This is a genomic window from Mycobacterium sp. 852002-51613_SCH5001154, from assembly GCF_001667425.1.
In the GTDB taxonomy this organism is placed as follows: domain Bacteria; phylum Actinomycetota; class Actinomycetes; order Mycobacteriales; family Mycobacteriaceae; genus Mycobacterium.
The window spans coordinates 344619-362479 of sequence record NZ_LZII01000083.1; the positions used below are offsets into that span (position 1 = coordinate 344619).

The 17861-nt window shown below is 67.4% G+C and carries 15 protein-coding genes, 2 tRNA genes and 1 pseudogene; 11 read left to right on the plus strand and 7 right to left on the minus strand.

Going from position 1 to position 17861, the window contains the following annotated elements; translation table 11 throughout:
* The first annotated feature begins 103 nt into the window (after positions 1–103).
* On the plus strand, positions 104–1690 hold the full coding sequence (gene serA, locus A5750_RS23520; protein WP_067266097.1) for a phosphoglycerate dehydrogenase: 1587 nt from the start codon (positions 104–106) through the stop codon (positions 1688–1690).
* Positions 1687–2697, plus strand: coding sequence for a 3-isopropylmalate dehydrogenase (locus A5750_RS23525; RefSeq protein WP_067266100.1), 1011 nt, complete (start codon positions 1687–1689; stop codon positions 2695–2697). The genes serA and A5750_RS23525 overlap by 4 nt, the downstream gene beginning before the upstream one ends.
* Here A5750_RS23525 and A5750_RS23530 read toward each other — a convergent pair.
* Positions 2597–3901: an MFS transporter gene (locus A5750_RS23530; RefSeq protein ID WP_067266105.1), complete on the minus strand. Its 1305-nt coding sequence runs from the start codon at positions 3899–3901 to the stop codon at positions 2597–2599. The two genes, A5750_RS23525 and A5750_RS23530, sit on opposite strands and share 101 nt — an antisense overlap.
* 95 nt (positions 3902–3996) lie before the next feature.
* Between A5750_RS23530 and A5750_RS23535 the strand changes: the two genes are divergently transcribed.
* The 4 genes from A5750_RS23535 (at position 3997) to A5750_RS23550 (ending at position 6625) form a co-directional block, all read left to right on the plus strand.
* Complete coding sequence (locus A5750_RS23535) at positions 3997–4794, plus strand: fumarylacetoacetate hydrolase family protein (protein ID WP_067266108.1); 798 nt, start codon at positions 3997–3999, stop codon at positions 4792–4794.
* Positions 4791–6260: a glutamate--tRNA ligase gene (gltX, locus tag A5750_RS23540; protein WP_082959190.1), complete on the plus strand. Its 1470-nt coding sequence runs from the start codon at positions 4791–4793 to the stop codon at positions 6258–6260. The genes A5750_RS23535 and gltX overlap by 4 nt, the downstream gene beginning before the upstream one ends.
* A gap of 147 nt (positions 6261–6407) precedes the next feature.
* Positions 6408–6479: transfer RNA gene (locus A5750_RS23545), tRNA-Gln, on the plus strand.
* A gap of 73 nt (positions 6480–6552) precedes the next feature.
* A tRNA-Glu gene (locus A5750_RS23550) sits at positions 6553–6625 on the plus strand.
* Positions 6626–6632: 7 nt separating this feature from the next.
* On the opposite strand, the gene A5750_RS23555 is transcribed toward A5750_RS23550, so the two are convergent.
* Together A5750_RS23555 and A5750_RS23560 are read right to left on the minus strand one after the other, a co-directional pair.
* Positions 6633–7145: a pyridoxamine 5'-phosphate oxidase family protein gene (locus tag A5750_RS23555; protein ID WP_067266114.1), complete on the minus strand. Its 513-nt coding sequence runs from the start codon at positions 7143–7145 to the stop codon at positions 6633–6635.
* 68 nt (positions 7146–7213) lie between these two features.
* Positions 7214–7915, minus strand: coding sequence for an IclR family transcriptional regulator (locus A5750_RS23560; protein ID WP_067266117.1), 702 nt, complete (start codon positions 7913–7915; stop codon positions 7214–7216).
* 87 nt (positions 7916–8002) lie between these two features.
* Between A5750_RS23560 and leuC the strand changes: the two genes are divergently transcribed.
* The 3 genes and pseudogenes from leuC to A5750_RS23575 form a co-directional block, all read left to right on the plus strand.
* Positions 8003–9418, plus strand: a complete 1416-nt coding sequence (gene leuC / locus A5750_RS23565; protein WP_066952688.1) for a 3-isopropylmalate dehydratase large subunit — start codon at positions 8003–8005, stop codon at positions 9416–9418.
* 24 nt (positions 9419–9442) lie between these two features.
* The gene (gene leuD, locus A5750_RS23570) at positions 9443–10039 is read left to right on the plus strand and encodes a 3-isopropylmalate dehydratase small subunit (protein WP_066952690.1); all 597 of its coding nucleotides are present in this window, start codon (positions 9443–9445) and stop codon (positions 10037–10039) included.
* 212 nt (positions 10040–10251) lie between these two features.
* Positions 10252–10761 (plus strand): annotated as a pseudogene (locus tag A5750_RS23575) (HU family DNA-binding protein); the annotation flags it as partial.
* Positions 10762–10851: 90 nt separating this feature from the next.
* On the opposite strand, the gene A5750_RS23580 reads toward A5750_RS23575, so the two are convergent.
* The 3 genes from A5750_RS23580 to cofC form a co-directional block, all read right to left on the minus strand.
* Complete coding sequence (locus A5750_RS23580) at positions 10852–11793, minus strand: bifunctional NUDIX hydrolase/histidine phosphatase family protein (RefSeq protein ID WP_067266121.1); 942 nt, start codon at positions 11791–11793, stop codon at positions 10852–10854.
* Between the two features lie 85 nt (positions 11794–11878).
* A complete protein-coding gene (locus A5750_RS23585; protein ID WP_067266123.1) occupies positions 11879–14068 on the minus strand; it encodes an RNA degradosome polyphosphate kinase in 2190 nt (729 codons plus the stop codon).
* 89 nt (positions 14069–14157) lie between these two features.
* A complete protein-coding gene (gene cofC / locus A5750_RS23590) occupies positions 14158–14811 on the minus strand; it encodes a 2-phospho-L-lactate guanylyltransferase (protein ID WP_067266125.1) in 654 nt (217 codons plus the stop codon).
* Positions 14812–14922: 111 nt separating this feature from the next.
* Here cofC and A5750_RS23595 point away from each other — a divergent pair, with 111 nt between their 5' ends.
* Positions 14923–15942, plus strand: a complete 1020-nt coding sequence (locus A5750_RS23595) for an NAD(P)H-dependent glycerol-3-phosphate dehydrogenase (RefSeq protein ID WP_066952508.1) — start codon at positions 14923–14925, stop codon at positions 15940–15942.
* A gap of 81 nt (positions 15943–16023) precedes the next feature.
* Positions 16024–17136 carry a D-alanine--D-alanine ligase family protein gene (locus A5750_RS23600; protein WP_067266127.1) on the plus strand — a complete coding sequence of 371 codons (1113 nt, stop codon included), beginning with the start codon at positions 16024–16026 and terminating at the stop codon, positions 17134–17136.
* Positions 17137–17242: 106 nt separating this feature from the next.
* Here the strand turns inward: A5750_RS23600 and A5750_RS23605 are convergent, their stop codons facing one another.
* Positions 17243–17818 carry a DUF3515 domain-containing protein gene (locus A5750_RS23605; protein ID WP_067266129.1) on the minus strand — a complete coding sequence of 192 codons (576 nt, stop codon included), beginning with the start codon at positions 17816–17818 and terminating at the stop codon, positions 17243–17245.
* Positions 17819–17861 lie beyond the last annotated feature (43 nt).

Below are 17861 nucleotides of genomic sequence, written 5' to 3' on the forward strand. Positions count from 1 at the left end.
ATCCTAGGACCGCGATGACGCGCTCCCCAAGCGCGTGTCGGCGCAGGTGACGGCAGTGGTGAGCCCGTCGATGGCCGTCGAAGGCAGCCGTTAGGCTGGCCGGGTGAATCTGCCTGTTGTATTGATCGCCGACAAACTCGCCCAATCGACTGTCGCCGCCCTGGGAGACCAGGTCGAGGTGCGCTGGGTAGACGGGCCGGACCGGGAAAAGCTGCTGGCCGCGGTGGGCGAGGCCGACGCGCTGCTGGTGCGCTCGGCCACCACCGTCGACGCCGAGGTGCTGGCCGCCGCGCCCAAGCTGAAGATCGTCGCCCGCGCCGGGGTCGGGCTGGACAACGTCGACGTGCCCGCCGCGACTGAGCGCGGCGTGCTGGTGGTCAACGCCCCCACCTCCAACATCCACAGCGCCGCCGAGCACGCGTTGGCGCTGCTCTTGGCCGCTGCCCGGCAGATCCCGGCGGCCGACGCCTCGCTGCGCGAGCACGCCTGGAAGCGGTCATCGTTCAACGGCACCGAGATTTTCGGCAAGACGGTCGGGGTGGTGGGGCTGGGCCGGATCGGGCAGTTGGTCGCTCAACGGTTGACGGCCTTCGGCACCCACCTCGTCGCCTACGATCCGTACGTCTCGCCGGCCCGGGCCGCTCAGCTGGGCATCGAACTGCTGCCCCTCGACGACCTCCTCGGCCGCGCCGACTTCATCTCGGTGCACCTGCCGAAGACGCCCGAGACGGCGGGGCTGATCGGTAAGGAGGCGCTGGCGAAGACCAAGCCGGGCGTCATCATCGTCAACGCCGCCCGCGGCGGCCTGGTGGACGAGGCCGCGCTGGCCGAAGCGGTGAGCAGCGGACACGTCCGCGCGGCCGGTATCGACGTCTTCGCGAAGGAGCCGTGCACCGATAGCCCGCTGTTCGAGCTGCCGCAGGTGGTGGTCACGCCGCACCTGGGCGCGTCCACCTCCGAGGCCCAGGACCGGGCGGGCACCGACGTCGCCGCAAGCGTGAAGCTCGCGCTGGCCGGTGAATTCGTCCCCGACGCCGTCAACGTCGGCGGCGGCGCGGTCAACGAAGAGGTGGCGCCCTGGCTGGACCTGGTGCGCAAGCTCGGGGTGCTGGCCGCATCGCTGTCCGACGGGCCGCCGGTTTCGGTTTCGGTCCAGGTACGCGGCGAGCTGGCCTCCGAAGACGTTGAGGTGCTGAAGCTTTCGGCTCTGCGCGGTCTGTTCTCGGCGGTGGTCGAGGGGCCAGTCACGTTCGTCAACGCACCGGCGCTGGCCGAAGAGCGCGGCGTCACCGCCGAACTCGCCAAGGCCTCGGAGAGCCCGAACCACCGCAGCGTCGTCGACGTGCGCGCAGTAGCCCACGACGGCACCGCCGTCAACGTCGCCGGAACCTTGTCCGGGCCGCAGCTGGTGGAGAAGATCGTGCAGATCAACGGCCGCAACTTCGACCTGCGGGCCCGGGGCACCAACCTGGTGATCAACTACGTCGACCAGCCCGGGGCGCTGGGCAAGATCGGCACCCTGCTCGGCTCGGCGGGCGTGAACATCCAAGCCGCGCAACTCTCCGAGGATGCCGAGGGCCCGGGTGCGACGATCCTGCTGCGGCTGGACCGCGACGTGCCGAGCGAGGTGCGGTCGGCAATCGGCGCGGCGGTGGGCGCCAACAAGCTTGAGGTGGTTGATCTGTCGTGAAACTCGCGGTTATCGGCGGCGACGGTATCGGGCCGGAAGTGACAGGCGAGGCGCTCAAAGTCCTTGACGCGGTGTTGCCCGGTGTCGAGAAGACCGATTACAACCTGGGCGCCCGGCGTTTTCACGCCAGCGGTGAGTTGCTGCCGGAATCGGTGCTCGCCGAGCTGCGCCAGCACGACGCCATCCTGCTCGGGGCGATCGGCGATCCGTCTGTGCCGAGCGGTGTGCTGGAGCGGGGTCTGTTGCTGCGCCTGCGTTTTGAGCTGGACCATCACGTCAACCTGCGGCCGGGACGGCTGTATCCCGGTGTGAGCAGCCCGCTCGCCGGAAATCCGCACATCGATTTCGTGGTGGTGCGCGAGGGAACCGAGGGTCCCTACACCGGCACCGGCGGCGCGATCCGCACCGGAACGCCGCATGAGGTGGCCACCGAGGTGAGCCTGAACACCGCCTTCGGCGTGCGCCGTGTGGTGGCCGACGCCTTCGAACGGGCCCAGCGCCGCCGCAAGCACCTGACGCTGGTGCACAAGACCAATGTGCTGACCTTCGCGGGGAAGCTGTGGTCGCGGATCGTGGCCGAGGTCGGGGAGGGCTACCCCGACGTCGAGGTCGCTTACCAACACGTCGACGCCGCCACCATCTTCATGGTCACCGACCCCGGTCGCTTCGACGTGATCGTCACCGACAACCTGTTCGGTGACATCATCACCGACTTGGCGGCGGCGGTGTGCGGCGGAATTGGCTTGGCCGCCAGCGGAAATATCGACGCCACCCGGACCAACCCGTCGATGTTCGAGCCGGTACACGGCAGCGCGCCGGACATCGCCGGTAAGGGCATCGCCGACCCGACCGCGGCGATCATGTCGGTGGCGTTGCTGCTCGCCCATCTCGGCGAGGACGATGCGGCTAGGCGGGTGGATCGGGCCGTCGAGGCCTACCTGTCGACGCGTGGGAGCGAACGGCTCGCCACCACCGAAGTCGGCGAACGGATTGCCGCCGGGCTGTAGTTTCCAACCCGGGCGGGAGCAACCGCGTCGGCACCAACGGCACGGCGGCCACCGGAAACAGTCCGCACAATATCCACGCGTTCGGGTATTTCGCAGCGGTGATCAACGCACCGAACAGCGGCGGCGCGGCCGCCGCCAACACCCGCTGGGTGGTGTTCTGAATGCCGAGGGCGCGTCCGCTCCAGAACGGCCCGGCGAATTCGGTGATGGCCGTGGCCTCCAAACCGTTGTCCAGCACGGCAATCACCGAAATGGCGACCATCAAGGGCGCCTGCCAACTCGAATTCAGGAAGTCGGCCCAGGCCAGAAGGAAGAGGATGACGGCGGCGGCGCCCGCGATGATGCGGACCGGTCGCATGCGCGAGCCGATGCGGTCGGACCAGCGGCCCACCATGACGCGGCCGATCGCACCCAGCAGCTGCGAAAGGGTCACCAGACTGCCGGCGGCCGCGACCGACCAGTGCAGATTCTTGATCAGCCATACCAGCATGAACGTGACGGTCACCGTCTGCGGGACCATCATCAGGCCCGCCACCGTGTGAATTCGCCACAGCACCAAGGACCCTCGGTACGGGCTGGCGAGTTCGGAATCGGTGGCCTTCTCCCGGGGCTTGCGCGGCGGGTCGATGATGCCGACCGCACTCGCTGCCGCCCCGAACGCGCACGCCAAGGCCGTGAATCTGAGCCCCGCGGCCGGCCCGTGTTCGGCCAGCTCGGGAATCACCAGCGCTCCCAAGGCGATTCCGAGGGGCTGCGCGGTTTGGCGAAAGCCCATGGCCAGGCCGCGTTGGTGCGGCGGGAACCACGCCGACACCAGCCGCCCGCCGGCGGTATTGCAACTGGCCGCCGCCATGCCCCCGAGGAACAGATAGACGGCGATCAACACCATCGAATGCGCCGACGCCGCGGCGTAGGCGGCCACCGCGGTGAGCGCCGAACCCGCGGCCATCACTAGCCGCTCGCCCACGCGGTCGAGCACGTAGCCCCACAGCACCAGTGTCACCACCATGCCCCAGCTCGGCATGGAGGACAGCAGACCGGCTTCATCGAGCGGGATTCCGCGCGCCGTCTGGAGCGAGGGAATCAAAAACGCGACGCCGTTGATGAAGAGGAAGGAACTCGCCGTGGCCACCAGCGATACGACCATGATGGACCAGCGCCCGCGCGCGCCCAGCTCCCGCGTCGTGGCCGTCCCCGTTTGCATCCTTAATGCTTGCACATGCACCGAAAACCGCTGGTAATACTGGTGCGGGAGGTGCCCCCAACAGCTCGCTCGCGACCGTCACTAGGCTCAACGAAATGCGCCTTGGTCGAATCGCCAGCCCGGACGGTGTCGCCTTCGTCAGCATCGAGGGCGAACTCGCCGATCCCGCCGCCATGATCGCCCGCGAAATCGCCGAGCATCCCTTTGGCACGCCGAACTTCACCGGCCGATCATGGCCGCTGGCCGATGTGCGACTGCTGGCTCCGATATTGGCCAGCAAGGTGGTCTGCATCGGCAAGAACTACGCCGATCACATCGCCGAGATGACCGAGCTCACCGGCCCCGCGGCACCGGATCCCATCATCTTCCTCAAGCCCAATACGGCCATCGTCGGCCCGAACGTGCCGATCCGGTTGCCCGCCAACGCATCACCCGTGCACTTCGAGGGCGAGCTGGCCGCGGTCATCGGCCGGCCCTGCAAGGACGTCTCCGCCGCCGAGGCCGCCGACAGCATCCTGGGCTACACCATCGGAAACGATGTGTCGGCCCGCGACCAACAGAAAGCCGACGGCCAATGGACCCGGGCCAAGGGGCACGACACCTTCTGCCCGGTGGGTCCGTGGATCGTCACCGATGCCGATCCGGCTGATCTCGAAATCCGAACCGAGGTCAACGGCGAGGTGAAGCAACACAGCCGTACCTCGCTGATGATCCACGACGTCGGCGCCATCATCGAATGGATCTCGGCCGTGATGACCCTGCTGCCCGGCGACCTCATTCTCACCGGAACGCCGGCCGGGGTCGGTCCGATCGAGGACGGCGACACCGTCTCCATCACCATCGAGGGCATCGGTACCCTCACCAATCCCGTGGTCCGTAAGGGAAAGTCGTGACCCCCGAAACGAAAGTCCGCGTCAGGTTCTGTCCGTCGCCCACCGGCACCCCGCACGTCGGAATGGTCCGCACCGCGCTGTTCAACTGGGCCTACGCGCGGCACACGGGCGGCACCTTCGTCTTCCGCATCGAGGACACCGACGCCGAACGCGACAGCGAGGAAAGCTATCTGGCGCTGCTCGACGCGCTGCGCTGGCTGGGCCTCGACTGGGACGAGGGGCCCGAGGTCGGCGGGCCCTACGGTCCATACCGGCAGTCGCAGCGCAAAGAGATCTACCGCGACGTGGTGGCCAAGCTGCTGGAGGCGGGCGAGGCCTACTACGCCTTCTCGACACCGGAAGAAGTCGAGGCGCGCCACATCGCGGCGGGCCGCAACCCCAAATTGGGATACGACAATTTCGACCGGCAGCTCACCGATGCCCAGCGCGCCGCGTTCCTGGCGGAGGGCCGCAAGCCCGTGGTGCGGCTGCGGATGCCCGATGAGGACCTCGGCTGGCACGATCTCGTGCGCGGACCCACCAATTTCGCCGCGGGCAGCGTGCCGGACTTCGCGTTGACCCGCGCCAACGGAGATCCGTTGTACACCTTGGTCAACCCGTGCGACGACGCGCTGATGAAAATCACCCACGTGCTGCGGGGCGAGGACCTGCTGCCCTCGACGCCGCGGCAGCTCGCGCTGTACCAGTCGCTCATCCGAGTCGGCGTCGCCGAGCGCATCCCGGAGTTCGCGCACCTGCCAACGGTATTGGGGGAGGGGACCAAGAAACTCTCCAAGCGCGACCCGCAGTCGAATCTGTTCGCCCACCGCGACCGGGGTTTCATCCCCGAGGGGCTGCTGAATTATCTCGCGTTGCTCGGCTGGGCGATCGCCGACGACCATGACCTGTTCAGTCTCGACGAAATGGTCGCCGCGTTCGACGTCGTCGACGTCAATTCCAACCCGGCCCGTTTCGATCAGAAGAAGGCCGACGCGCTCAACGGCGAGCACATCCGCATGCTCAAGCCAGCGGATTTCGCGGGCCGGCTGCGCGACTACTTCGACGTCCACGGACATCGCATCGGATTGGACGACGAGGCGTTCGCCACCGCCGCCGACCTGGTGCAGACACGCATCGTCGTGCTCGCCGACGCGTGGGAGCTGTTGAAGTTCCTCAACGACGACGAATACGCCATCGACCCGAAGGCCGCCGCCAAGGAGCTCGGTCCGGACGCGGCCGCGGTGCTGGACGCCGCACTGGCGGCGCTGGACGGCATGACGGACTGGACCACGGCGCAGATCGAGGCCGCCCTCAAGGGCGCGCTCATCGAAAGCCTGGGCCTCAAACCGCGCAAGGCGTTCGGCCCGATCAGGGTGGCCGCCACGGGAACGACGGTGAGCCCGCCGTTGTTCGAATCGCTGGAGCTGCTCGGCCGTGACCGCAGCTTGCAGCGCCTACGCGCCGCACGCGAAACGGTCGCCGGATAGGCGAAGACCTCGCATGCGAATTGTGCCGGGAGTCTTTGGTAGTCTGCACTGCGGTTCACAAAGGCCGACAACTGTTGGCGGCAGCGGTCTTCCGAGCAGCTCGATAAGGCTCCGAATGACCGCTGACCAGCGGTTTTAGGCAGCCAATGGGGTATGGTGTAATTGGCAACACAGCTGATTCTGGTTCAGCCATTCTAGGTTCGAGTCCTGGTACCCCAGCAAAAATCTCGCCACCTCAAGCGATTAGGTGGGCCTCTGCGTGTGAGCTATGCTGACTCTCCGGATCGTGTCCGGCCCCGTCGTCTAGCGGCCTAGGACGCCGCCCTCTCACGGCGGTAGCGTGGGTTCGAATCCCATCGGGGCTACAAAAAATTATTGGCCGGTGCCCAGCACGGCCGGTGCCGTGGATCCACCCACCGGCATGGCCGGCAGGCCGAGTTTGCGGTGATCCCACGAGCGGGCGCGTTGGGCGACGATGCGCACGCAGACGCGCTTGTTCATCATCTGCTCGACGAACGGCTTCATCTCGTCGGTGTAGGGCCCGGTGTACCGCTCGAACACGCTGACCCCGACCCGGTGTGAGACGTCGGGGTCGTCGACGATCTCGGCGACGCCCTCGAAGGAAACTCCACGCAGGGTGTCGTAGGTGTCGCCGTCCTCGATCAGGAAGCTCACCCGGGGATCGCGTTTGAGGTTGACGGCCTTCTGCGACTTGGCCTTGGTCTCCAGCCAGATTTCGCCGTCCACGACGGCGTACCACATTGCGGTCAGGTGCGGCTGGCCGTCGGGGCCGATGGTAGCCAGCGTCCCGGTGCGGCTCTTGACGACGAAGTCGGCGATTTCGTCCTCGGACATGACGATGCTCGCGCGCTGATTGGTTCCCATGGCGGCCAGTCTGTCAGGCCGCGAGCGGTCGAGTGTGCGCTGGTGGCAGAGGAAGCGCCCCGCCACGTTCAGAGCCGGCGGGTGAGCGCTTCGGCCGCGGACAGCAGATCGGCAGCCCAGCGCGCACCGGGGCGCCGGCCGATGCGGTCGACCGGTCCCGACACCGAGATGGCGGCGATGACGGCACCGCGGCCGTCGCGCACGGGAACCGACACGCTCGCCACCCCGGGCTCGCGCTCGGCCACGCTTTGCGCCCAGCCGCGCCGCCGCACTTCGGCCAGGGTGCGCTCGGTGAATTTCGCCGCCGGTAGCACCGCTTTTTGCGTCGCCGCGTCGCTGTGGGCCAGCAGCACCTTGGCGCCCGAGCCCGCCGTCATCGGCAATCGCGCCCCGACGGGGACCGTATCGCGAAGGCCGGCAGCGGGTTCCAGGGCGGCCACGCAGACTCGTTCGGTGCCCTCGCGGCGGTACAGCTGCACGCTTTCGCCGGTGGCCTCGCGCAACAAGGGAAGCACCCCGGCGCTGGCGGCCAGCAGCGGATCGTTGACATGGGCGGCGAGCTCGGTGAGGGCCGGACCGAGTCCCCAGCGTCCTTCGTCGTCGCGGGCCAGCAGGCGATGGATCTCCAGCGCCGCTGCCAGCCGATACGCGGTGGCCCTGGGCAGTCCGGTTCTTTCGCACAGTTCGGCCAATCCGCACGGGGATTGGCCGATGGTGTGCAGGACGTCCACGGCTTTGTCGAGGACGCCGATGCCGCTATGCTGTCTCACAAAGAGATACTAGCGTCTCGCATTCTGAGATCACAGCCCATGGTCGATCCGCGAGCCGCAGATGAGGGAATCGAGGCGAATTTTCAGATGGGATCCGGCAAGCCGCGCACCCTGGCCGAAAAGGTCTGGGAAGACCACGTTGTGGATAAAGGGAGCGATGACGCGCCCGACCTGATCTACATCGATCTGCATCTGGTGCACGAGGTCACCAGCCCGCAGGCCTTCGACGGGCTGCGGCTGGCCGGCCGGCCGGTGCGTCGGCCCGATCTGACGCTGGCCACCGAGGATCACAACGTGCCCACCGTCGACATCGACAAGCCGATCGCCGACCCGGTGTCGCGCATCCAGGTCGAGACGTTGCGCCGCAACTGCGCCGAATTCGGCATTCGCCTTTATCCGATGGGCGATATCGAGCAGGGCATCGTGCATGTCGTCGGGCCGCAATTGGGGCTGACCCAACCGGGAATGACCGTTGTCTGTGGTGATAGTCACACGTCGACGCACGGCGCATTCGGCGCACTGGCAATGGGCATCGGCACATCGGAGGTCGAGCACGTGCTCGCCACCCAGACTTTGCCGCTGCGGCCATTCAAAACGATGGCGGTCAATGTCGACGGCGAATTGCCCGCCGGTGTGACGGCCAAGGACATCATTCTTGCCTTGATCGCCAAGATCGGCACCGGCGGCGGGCAGGGGCACGTCATCGAATACCGCGGCAGCGCCATCGAATCGCTGTCGATGGAAGGCCGGATGACGATCTGCAACATGAGCATCGAGGCCGGTGCCCGAGCGGGCATGGTGGCCCCGGACGCCACCACCTTCGAATTCCTGCGCGACAAGCCGCACGCGCCGCAGGGGCCGCAATGGGACGCGGCGATGCGCTATTGGCAGGAGCTGCACACCGACCCCGGTGCCGTCTTCGACACCGAGGTGCACCTCGACGCAACATCGTTGAGCCCGTTCGTGACGTGGGGAACCAACCCTGGGCAGGGCGTGCCGCTGGCCGCGGCCGTTCCCGACCCGGAGCTGATGACCGGCGACGCCGAGCGGCAGGCCGCCGAGAAAGCCTTGGCTTACATGAACCTTCGGCCGGGCACTCCGATGCGCGATATCGCGGTCGACACCGTGTTCGTGGGCTCTTGTACCAACGGTCGTATCGAAGACCTGCGGGTGGTCGCCGACGTGCTGCGCGGTCGCAAGCTGGCGCCCGGGGTGCGGATGCTCGTGGTGCCCGGGTCCATGCGGGTGCGCGCGCAGGCCGAAGCCGAAGGGCTGGGCGAGGTTTTCACCGCAGCGGGCGCCGAATGGCGACAGGCGGGCTGCTCGATGTGCCTGGGAATGAACCCGGACCAGCTGGCGCCGGGGGAGCGGTGCGCGGCGACGTCCAACCGCAACTTCGAAGGGCGCCAGGGGAAAGGCGGCCGCACGCATCTGGTGTCGCCGGCCGTGGCCGCCGCGACGGCGGTTCGCGGCACATTGTCTGCCCCGGCCGATTTGACCTGACCCAATCGAGAAGAAGAGATGAGCATGGAAGCATTTCACTCCCACACCGGTATCGGTGTGCCGTTGCGGCGGTCCAATGTCGACACCGATCAGATCATTCCTGCGGTGTATTTGAAGCGGGTCACCCGAACCGGTTTCGAGGACGGGTTGTTCGCCAGCTGGCGCTCGGATCCCTCATTCATCCTCAACCTCAGCCCCTTTGACCGTGGGACCGTCCTGGTCGCCGGCCCGGATTTCGGGACGGGCTCGTCGCGCGAGCACGCGGTGTGGGCGCTCATGGACTACGGGTTCCGGGTGGTCATCTCGTCTCGATTCGGTGACATCTTCCGGGGCAACGCCGGCAAGGCGGGCCTCTTGGCGGCCGAAGTTTCTCAGGACGGCGTGGAACTCCTTTGGAAGCTCATCGAGCAGAGCCCGGGACTGGAAATCACTGCCAATCTTCAAGATCGAAATATCACCGCGGGAACGACGGTGTTGCCGTTCAAGATTGACGACCACACCGCCTGGCGACTGCTCGAAGGCCTCGACGATATAGCCCTTACGCTGCGGAAACTCGACAAAATCGAATCTTACGAGGCCACCTATCCGCGGTGGAAACCGCGCACTCTGCCCGCCTCCTGAACGGTCGAGAACGCCGGAATTTCTTCTCGCTCACCTAACTAAACCGGGCCGATTTCCAAGTCCCGCCACCGGTCAAGGGCGGCAACCGGATTGCGAAACCTCGGATTGTCCGACCCTGAAATTGCGCGTGGCTCTTGGAAATTTGCTGGGTGAGGGTTTACCGTGTGCACTAGTCGGTTCAAATCGAGGACCACTAGCGTCGGAGGGATTGGATGAATAAGGCAGAGCTCATAGATGTGCTCACTCAAAAATTGAACACCGACCGTCGGCAGGCAACCGCCGCCGTCGAGAACGTCGTCGACACCATTGTGCGTGCCGTGCACAAGGGCGACAGCGTCACCATTACCGGGTTCGGTGTTTTCGAGCAACGGCGCCGCGCGGCCCGGGTGGCCCGCAACCCGCGTACCGGCGAGACGGTGAAGGTGAAGCCGACCTCCGTCCCGGCGTTCCGTCCTGGTGCTCAATTCAAAGCGGTTGTCTCTGGCGCACAGCGTCTCCCGTCGGAAGGACCTGCAGTGAAGCGTGGTGTAGTGGCAAGCGGCGCGGCCAAGAAGACCGCCGCCAAGAAGGCTCCCGCCAAGAAGGCCGCGGCGAAGAAGGCTCCCGCCAAGAAGGCCGCGGCGAAGAAGGCTCCCGCCAAGAAGGCTCCGGCCAAGAAGGCCGCGACCAAGGCTCCGGCCAAGAAGACCGCGGCGAAGAAGGCTCCCGCCAAGAAGGCCACCGCGCGTCGCGGTCGCCGTTAAGGCAACAGCCGAGTTCTCAACGCGAATACCCTTCGGGCCGCAGCGGTGCGCCCGAAGGGTATTCGTGTGTCAGGCCCGCACGTTGGCGGCCAGCGCGCCGCCGATGTGGTCGGCCGCCACCAGTCGGCCACCCGATAGTGAGAGCACCCAGGTGCTGCCTTTGTGGTTGCGCGACTTGTCGGGACGTATCCCGTCCCGTTCGCACCACCAGGAGATCAAGTCCGGGATCACCTTGCCCTGAGTGCAAATGACCGGTGTGCCTTGCTGCTCGGCGATCTCGAGCATTCGGTGCCGGCCACGTTTGGGGCTCTTGCCGTAGGCCTCCTCGGTGAGGGTCGGCTCGTTGTGCACCGTCACGCCCAATTCCTCGGCCAGCGGTTCCACCGTCTGGTGGCAGCGCAGGCGGTCGGCCGCGTACACGTCGGTGGCGCCGAAGGCCAGCAGCTGCGGAACCAGCGCCTCGGCCTGCGCGCGTCCCCGTTTGTCCAGCGGTCGCTGGGTGTCGTCGCCCTTGAACCGTGATTTCCGTCCCGCCGTGCCATGCCGCACCACTACCACCGAACGCGTGTCGGCCGGGTGTTTCATGAAGTGGCGCAACATCTTTCGGTCATGTGAATAGCTGAGCTTCTTGAGTGCCTCGGGCATCGGCAGCCAGACCAGTTCGTCGACCTCGTTGCCGGGGATGAAGTCCCCGCCGGTGCTGCGCGCCGCCCAGTAGTAGACCTTCTTGACGCCCGCCTCGATCGGGTAACTCACCATGTCGAGCCGCCGGCCCAGGACCGCATGCTGCCCGGTCTCCTCGCACACTTCCCGCACCGCGGCGACGGGCGCCGTCTCGCCCGGGTCTACCTTGCCCTTCGGCAGCGACCAGTCGTCGTAGCGGGGGCGGTGGATCACCGCGAGCTCGAGGCCGGGGTTGGAGGAATCGGTCGGCCGCCACAAGACCGCGCCGGCGGCGTACACGATCCGGCTTCCCGGACGCCGAGCGGTGGATGAGCTCTTGGTCGGCAACTCAACTCCTGCAGGTCAATTCGGTCGGGACCGCGCACACGTTTGCGATGCGGCCGGAGAACAACCGTAAATCACCACGCAGGGGCTACGGACTGCGGTGTCGCTCCATCAACGACACTTGGTGATCGCGCACGGTGTGGCCGTCCTGCGGTGACGCGATCCACTGTCCGTCGGCCCCCAGCTCCCAGCACCGGGTGGACGGGTCCAGCGCGGACTCGAACAGGTCGTCCAGGTATGAGGTCAGCCGGGAATCTTTCACCTGAACCAGCGCCTCGACGCGCCGGTCGAGGTTGCGGTGCATCATGTCCGCGCTGCCGATCCAGAACTCGTTGATGCGATTGAAATGCATGATGCGGGAATGCTCCAGGAAGCGACCGAGAATCGAACGGACCGTGATGTTCTCCGAGAATCCTTCGGCGCCGGGGCGCAGCGCGCAGATGCCGCGCACCACCACCTCTACCCGCACGTCCGCCAGCGACGCGCGGTACAGCGCGTCGATGACCTGCTCGTCGACGAGCGCATTCATCTTGAGCCGGATCCGCCCGCCGCCGTGCTCGCGGTGGGCGGCGATCTCACGCTCGACGCGTTCGATGATGCCGGTGCGAATGCTGTGCGGGGCGACCAGAAGGTTGCGGTAGGAGACCTTGCGGGAGTAGCCGGTCAGCGAATTGAACAGGTCCGTCAGGTCGGCCCCGATCTCGGGAGACGCGGTCAGCAGGCCGACGTCCTCGTACAGTCGCGCCGTCTTTCCGTTGTAGTTGCCGGTTCCGATGTGGCAGTAGCGCCGGATCGTCGAACCCTCGCGGCGGACCACCAGGCAGGTCTTGCAGTGCGTCTTGAGTCCGACGTACCCGTAAACGACATGCACGCCCGCCTGTTCCAGCTCGCGCGCCCAGCGGATGTTGGCCTGCTCGTCGAAGCGCGCCTTGATCTCCACGAGCGCCACCACTTGCTTGCCGGCCTCGGCGGCGTTGATGAGCGCCCGAACGATGGGCGAATCGCCGGATGTGCGGTACAGCGTCTGCTTGATCGCCAGCACATTGGGGTCGACGGCGGCCTGCTCGATGAATCGCTGCACGCTGGTGGAGAACGACTCATATGGATGATGCAGCAGCACATCGCCTTCGCGCAGGGTGGCGAAGATGCTCCTGGGCGTCTCGCGGTCGACGAATGCGGGACTGGTTGCCGGAACGAACGCCGGGTCCTTGAGCGCCGGCCGGTCGAGGCTGTAGACCTGCCACAACGACGACAGATCGAGCAGGCCGGGCACCTCGATGACGTCGCCCGGGTTCACGTCGAGTTCGCGCAGCAGCAGTTCCAGCATGCTCTCGGTCATGTCGTTGGCGACCTCTAGTCGCACCGGCGACCCGAACCGCCTGCGCGCCAATTCCCGTTCCAGCGCTTGCAGCAGGTCCTCGTCGCGGTCCTCTTCGACCTCGTAGTCCGCGTTGCGGGTAATGCGGAAAGCGTGATGCTGGACGATCTCCATGCCGGGGAACAGCACCGGCAGGAAGGCCGCGATCAGCTCTTCCATTGGCAGGTAGCGAATTATGGTGGGGCCTTCGCTGTCCTCCGTATCGCGTGCGCCCAGCTCCACGAAGCGATTGACGTTGTTGGGCACCTTGACTCGCGCGAAATGTTGGCCGCCTTCCTCGGGCTGGCGCACCATGACCGCCAGGTTCAGGCTCAGCCCACTGACGAACGGGAAGGGGTGAGCGGGATCGACGGCGAGCGGCGTGAGAACGGGAAAGACTTGTTCGTGGAAATAGGTGGACAGTTCGTCGCGTTCACCCTGATCCAAATCGGCCCAGGTGACTATATGTATGCCTTCCCCGGCGAGCGCCGGTCGCACCGAATCGAGGAACACCCGCGCATGCCGGGTCGCGATCCGCTGCGTCTGTTCACCGATGAGGGCCAGTTGCTCGCGCGGCGTCAGGCCGTCGGCGGAGCGCACGGACAGCCCCATCTCGTCGCGACGCTTGAGGCCGGCGACCCGGACCATGTAGAACTCGTCGAGGTTGGAGGCGAAGATCGCCAGAAACTTGGCCCGCTCCAACAACGGCAACGAGTTGTCGGCGGCCAGCGACAGCACCCGGGCATTGAAGTCCAGCCAGCTCAGCTCCCGGTTGAGATAGCGGTCCTCCGGCAGGTCAGTGAGTGCGGCGTGCGTCGCGGCGGGCGGCGCTGCCACAGCCGAGTCGCCCTGATGCCACAAGTTCTCTTCGGGGCGCGCCTCAGCTTCGATTTCAGTCACCCTGCGATCATTGCTCATCACGCGCCGATGCTGCTAGCGCTCGACGGACATCCATTCGCCGTTGGGTCGTCGTTAACCGCGTGGACAGGTACGCCGCGTCGACGGATGAGTCACTGCTGGGCGAGGGCACGAGCGGTCGCCGCACCCACCCCCAGCCGGCGCGCGGTGGCGAGGTCGTCGGGAGTGTCGACGTCACAGCGCAGGCCCGGCCACGCACCGGTCAGCTCTATCGCACCCGAACGTCGGTGTCGCGCCGACGAATCGGAACCGAACTGCGGATCGAGCGGAGCGCCGAAGGCGAAGAGCGCGGCGGTTCCCGTCGCCAGCCGGTCGGCGACGAAGCTGCGCCGGTGATGACGCGCGGCGGCGATCGCCTCGGCCAGCTCCTGCGTTTGAAGCGCCGGCAAATCGCCTTGCAGCACAACGACATTCGGGAAAAAACCGCCCACCGCCCGTTCCGCGGTGGCGATGGCGTTGTTGAGGGGGTCGCCGTGCCCCTCGGGCGTCGGGTCGTTGAGCACCTCGGCGCCCAGCTCGGTCGCCGCGGCGGCCGCTGCCTCGTCGGGCGTGATGACGGTGATCGAGCCCAGTGAACCGACGCGGCCCGCGGCGGTCAGGGTGTCTATCAACATGGCCAGCACCACGCCCTCCCGGGTGCGTGCCGAGAACACCGGGGCCAGCCTCGTCTTGGCCGCGGCCAACCGCTTGACCGCGACGATCAGGGCAACGTCTCTACCCGCATCGTCGGCTCGTGTGCCGCTCATGAGATCTCATCCTGCCAGCGACCGCTGAAGGCGGACGCCCTAGCTCGCGTGACGGCCGCTGATCTAGGGTGTAGCGGCTGCAACACGGGAGACGACAGACGGGGATAGCGGATGACCGGTTCGAAGGGCGCCGTCGCGGTCATGGGTGCCGGGGCGTGGGGCACCGCGCTGGCCAAGGTGCTCGTCGAGGCCGGCGAACCCGACGCGGAGGTCATGCTGTGGGCCCGTCGGTCCGAGGTCGCCGACCGGATCAACGCCTCCCGCTCCAACCCCGACTATCTGCCCGGCGCGACACTGCCGGCGAACGTCCGCGCGACCACCGACGCCGCCGAGGCGCTGGGCTTTGCCTCGACGGTGCTGCTGGCGGTTCCCGCGCAGACGATGCGGGCCAACCTCGAGGCGTGGGCGCCGTTGATACCCGACGGCGCCACCCTGGTCAGCCTGGCCAAGGGCATCGAGCTGGGCACGCTGATGCGGATGAGTCAGGTCATCGTTTCGGTGACGGGTGTCGATCCCGCTCAGGTCGCGGTCGTCTCGGGGCCCAACCTGGCCAGCGAGATCGCCGAATGTCAGCCCGCCGCCACCGTCGTCGCGTGCAGCGACTCCGGGCGCGCGGTCGCCCTGCAGCGCATGCTGAACACCGGGTATTTCCGCCCGTACACCAACAGCGATGTCGTCGGCACCGAGGTCGGCGGGGCGTGCAAGAACGTCATCGCGCTCGCGTGCGGCATGGCGGCCGGGGTCGGACTCGGGGAGAACACCGCGGCGGCGATCATCACCCGCGGTCTGGCGGAGATCATGCGGCTGGGCATCGCGCTCGGCGCCAAGGGCACCACCCTGGCCGGGCTGGCCGGGGTGGGTGACCTGGTCGCGACGTGCACGTCGCCGTATTCGCGCAACCGGTCCTTCGGTGAACGCCTGGGTCGCGGCGGGACGATGGAATCGGCGATGCAGGCCAGGGAAGGGCATGTCGTGGAGGGCGTGACATCGAGCGAGTCGGTGCTGGCACTGGCGTCCAGTTACGACGTCGAGATGCCGCTCACCGACGCCGTGCACCGGGTCTGCCACAAGGGGCTGTTGGTGGACGAGGCGATGGCCCTGCTGCTGGGCCGCAGGACCAAGCCCGAGTGACTTGCCGCGCGGCGACCGAAACCCCAGCTAGCGGCCCGCCGCCCGGCCCGCGTGCCGCACAACCGGTAGCCTCTCCAGGTTGTGAGTGCCAGCGGAAGCCGCGTTCGCGTCGCCGTCGTCTTCGGCGGGCGCAGCAACGAGCACGCCATCTCGTGCGTGTCCGCGGGCAGCATCCTGCGCAATCTCGACCCCGAGCGGTTCGAGGTGGTCGCGATCGGCATCACCCCGCAAGGGTCGTGGGTGCTCACCGACGGCGACCCGGATGCGCTGGCCATCAGCGACCGGCAGTTGCCGGAGGTGACCGCGCAGTCGGGCACCGAACTGGCCCTGCCGGCGGATCCGCGGCGCAGCGGCCAACTGGTCTCCCTCTCGTCCGGGGCCGGCGAGGTCCTGGCGTCGGTCGACGTGGTGTTCCCGGTGCTGCACGGTCCGTACGGAGAAGACGGCACGATCCAGGGCCTGCTGGAGTTGGCCGGCGTGCCCTATGTCGGCGCCGGCGTGCTGGCCAGCGCGGCGGGCATGGACAAGGAGTTCACCAAGAAGCTGTTCGTCGCCGAAGGCCTGCCGGTCGGCCCGTACGCGGTGCTACGCCCGTCGCGGTCGACCCTGCGACCCGATGAGTGCGAGCGGCTGGGTCTGCCGGTGTTCGTCAAACCCGCCCGGGGTGGCTCCTCGATCGGCGTCACCCGGGTAGCGCGCTGGGAGGACCTCGCCGCCGCTGTCGCGGTGGCGCGTCGGCACGACCCGAAAGTGATCGTGGAGGCGGCGATCACCGGTCGCGAGCTGGAGTGCGGCGTGCTCGAAATGCCCGATGGCACAATAGAAGCCAGCACATTGGGCGAGATCCGGGTGGCCGGGGTGCGGGGACGTGAGGATTCGTTTTACGACTTCGCCACCAAATATCTGGATGACGCAGCGGAATTGGACGTGCCCGCCAAGGTTGACGACGATATCGCCGACACCATCCGGCATTTGGCGATCCGGGCCTTCAACGCCATCGACTGTCAGGGGTTGGCCCGGGTCGACTTCTTCCTCACCGATGACGGGCCGGTGCTCAACGAAATCAACACGATGCCCGGGTTCACCACGATTTCGATGTACCCGAGGATGTGGGCTGCCAGCGGCGTGGACTACCCGACCCTGCTGGCGACCATGGTCGAAACGGCGTTGGCCCGGGGCGTGGGCCTGCGCTAGTGGCGATCGCGAGCGCGGCGTAGCCGGGCGATGCGGGTCGCCACCATCGGACTAGTGGCGATCGCGAGCGCGGCGTAGCCGGGCGATGCGGGTCGCCACCATCGGACTAGCCCGCCGCCGGCCCCGGGTTGATGGGCACCGCCGCGATGGTGCGGTCGACCACCTCGGAGAGTTGCTGGATCGGCGTCGGGCCCGATCCCGACGGCAACGTGAGCGCCACATACACCGGCCGGTCCACGGTGTACCAGGTCGACCTGCCCGCGTCACCGGCGGATTGCTGTTCGGGGCGCACCGCGAACCACTGCACACGGTCGACGACCTGAATCGGCGATCCCACGACGAACTCGGCGGGACGGTCGAGTCCGCAGCGCAGCACGACCGGCTCGCCGTCCGGGCCGGCCCGCCACGCGGCGGCCCCATGGGGCGCCGGTTGGGCGAGGGGCGCGCGCTGATAGTCGCCGAGCCGCTGCGGCAGCGCCCCGGCCAATGCCCGGCAGGCGGGGCTGTCGGCCTGCGGCGCCGGTGCGGCGGGCACGGCGACCGGTTGCGGCGGCGCCTCACGATTCGCCGCGATCACCAGGATCACGCCGATCGCCACGACGGCCACCGCGACCGCCGCAATGATCGCCGCGGGCGGTGGCCCCGTGTCGACGGCGGGGCCGGTATCGGGGTCGGTCGTCACCGCCGCGCACCTCCTATCTCTGGCACAGCGGTGCAGGGTTCTA

Coding starts and splice junctions, on each gene's coding strand:
- leuD (WP_066952690.1), top strand. CDS start 9,443: ATGGAAGCATTTCACTCCCACACCGGTATCGGTGTGCCGTTGCGGCGG.
- A5750_RS23530 (WP_067266105.1), bottom strand. CDS start 3,901: ATGCAAACGGGGACGGCCACGACGCGGGAGCTGGGCGCGCGCGGGCGC.
- A5750_RS23595 (WP_066952508.1), top strand. CDS start 14,923: ATGACCGGTTCGAAGGGCGCCGTCGCGGTCATGGGTGCCGGGGCGTGG.
- leuC (WP_066952688.1), top strand. CDS start 8,003: ATGGGATCCGGCAAGCCGCGCACCCTGGCCGAAAAGGTCTGGGAAGAC.
- cofC (WP_067266125.1), bottom strand. CDS start 14,811: ATGAGCGGCACACGAGCCGACGATGCGGGTAGAGACGTTGCCCTGATC.
- A5750_RS23555 (WP_067266114.1), bottom strand. CDS start 7,145: ATGGGAACCAATCAGCGCGCGAGCATCGTCATGTCCGAGGACGAAATC.
- A5750_RS23535 (WP_067266108.1), top strand. CDS start 3,997: ATGCGCCTTGGTCGAATCGCCAGCCCGGACGGTGTCGCCTTCGTCAGC.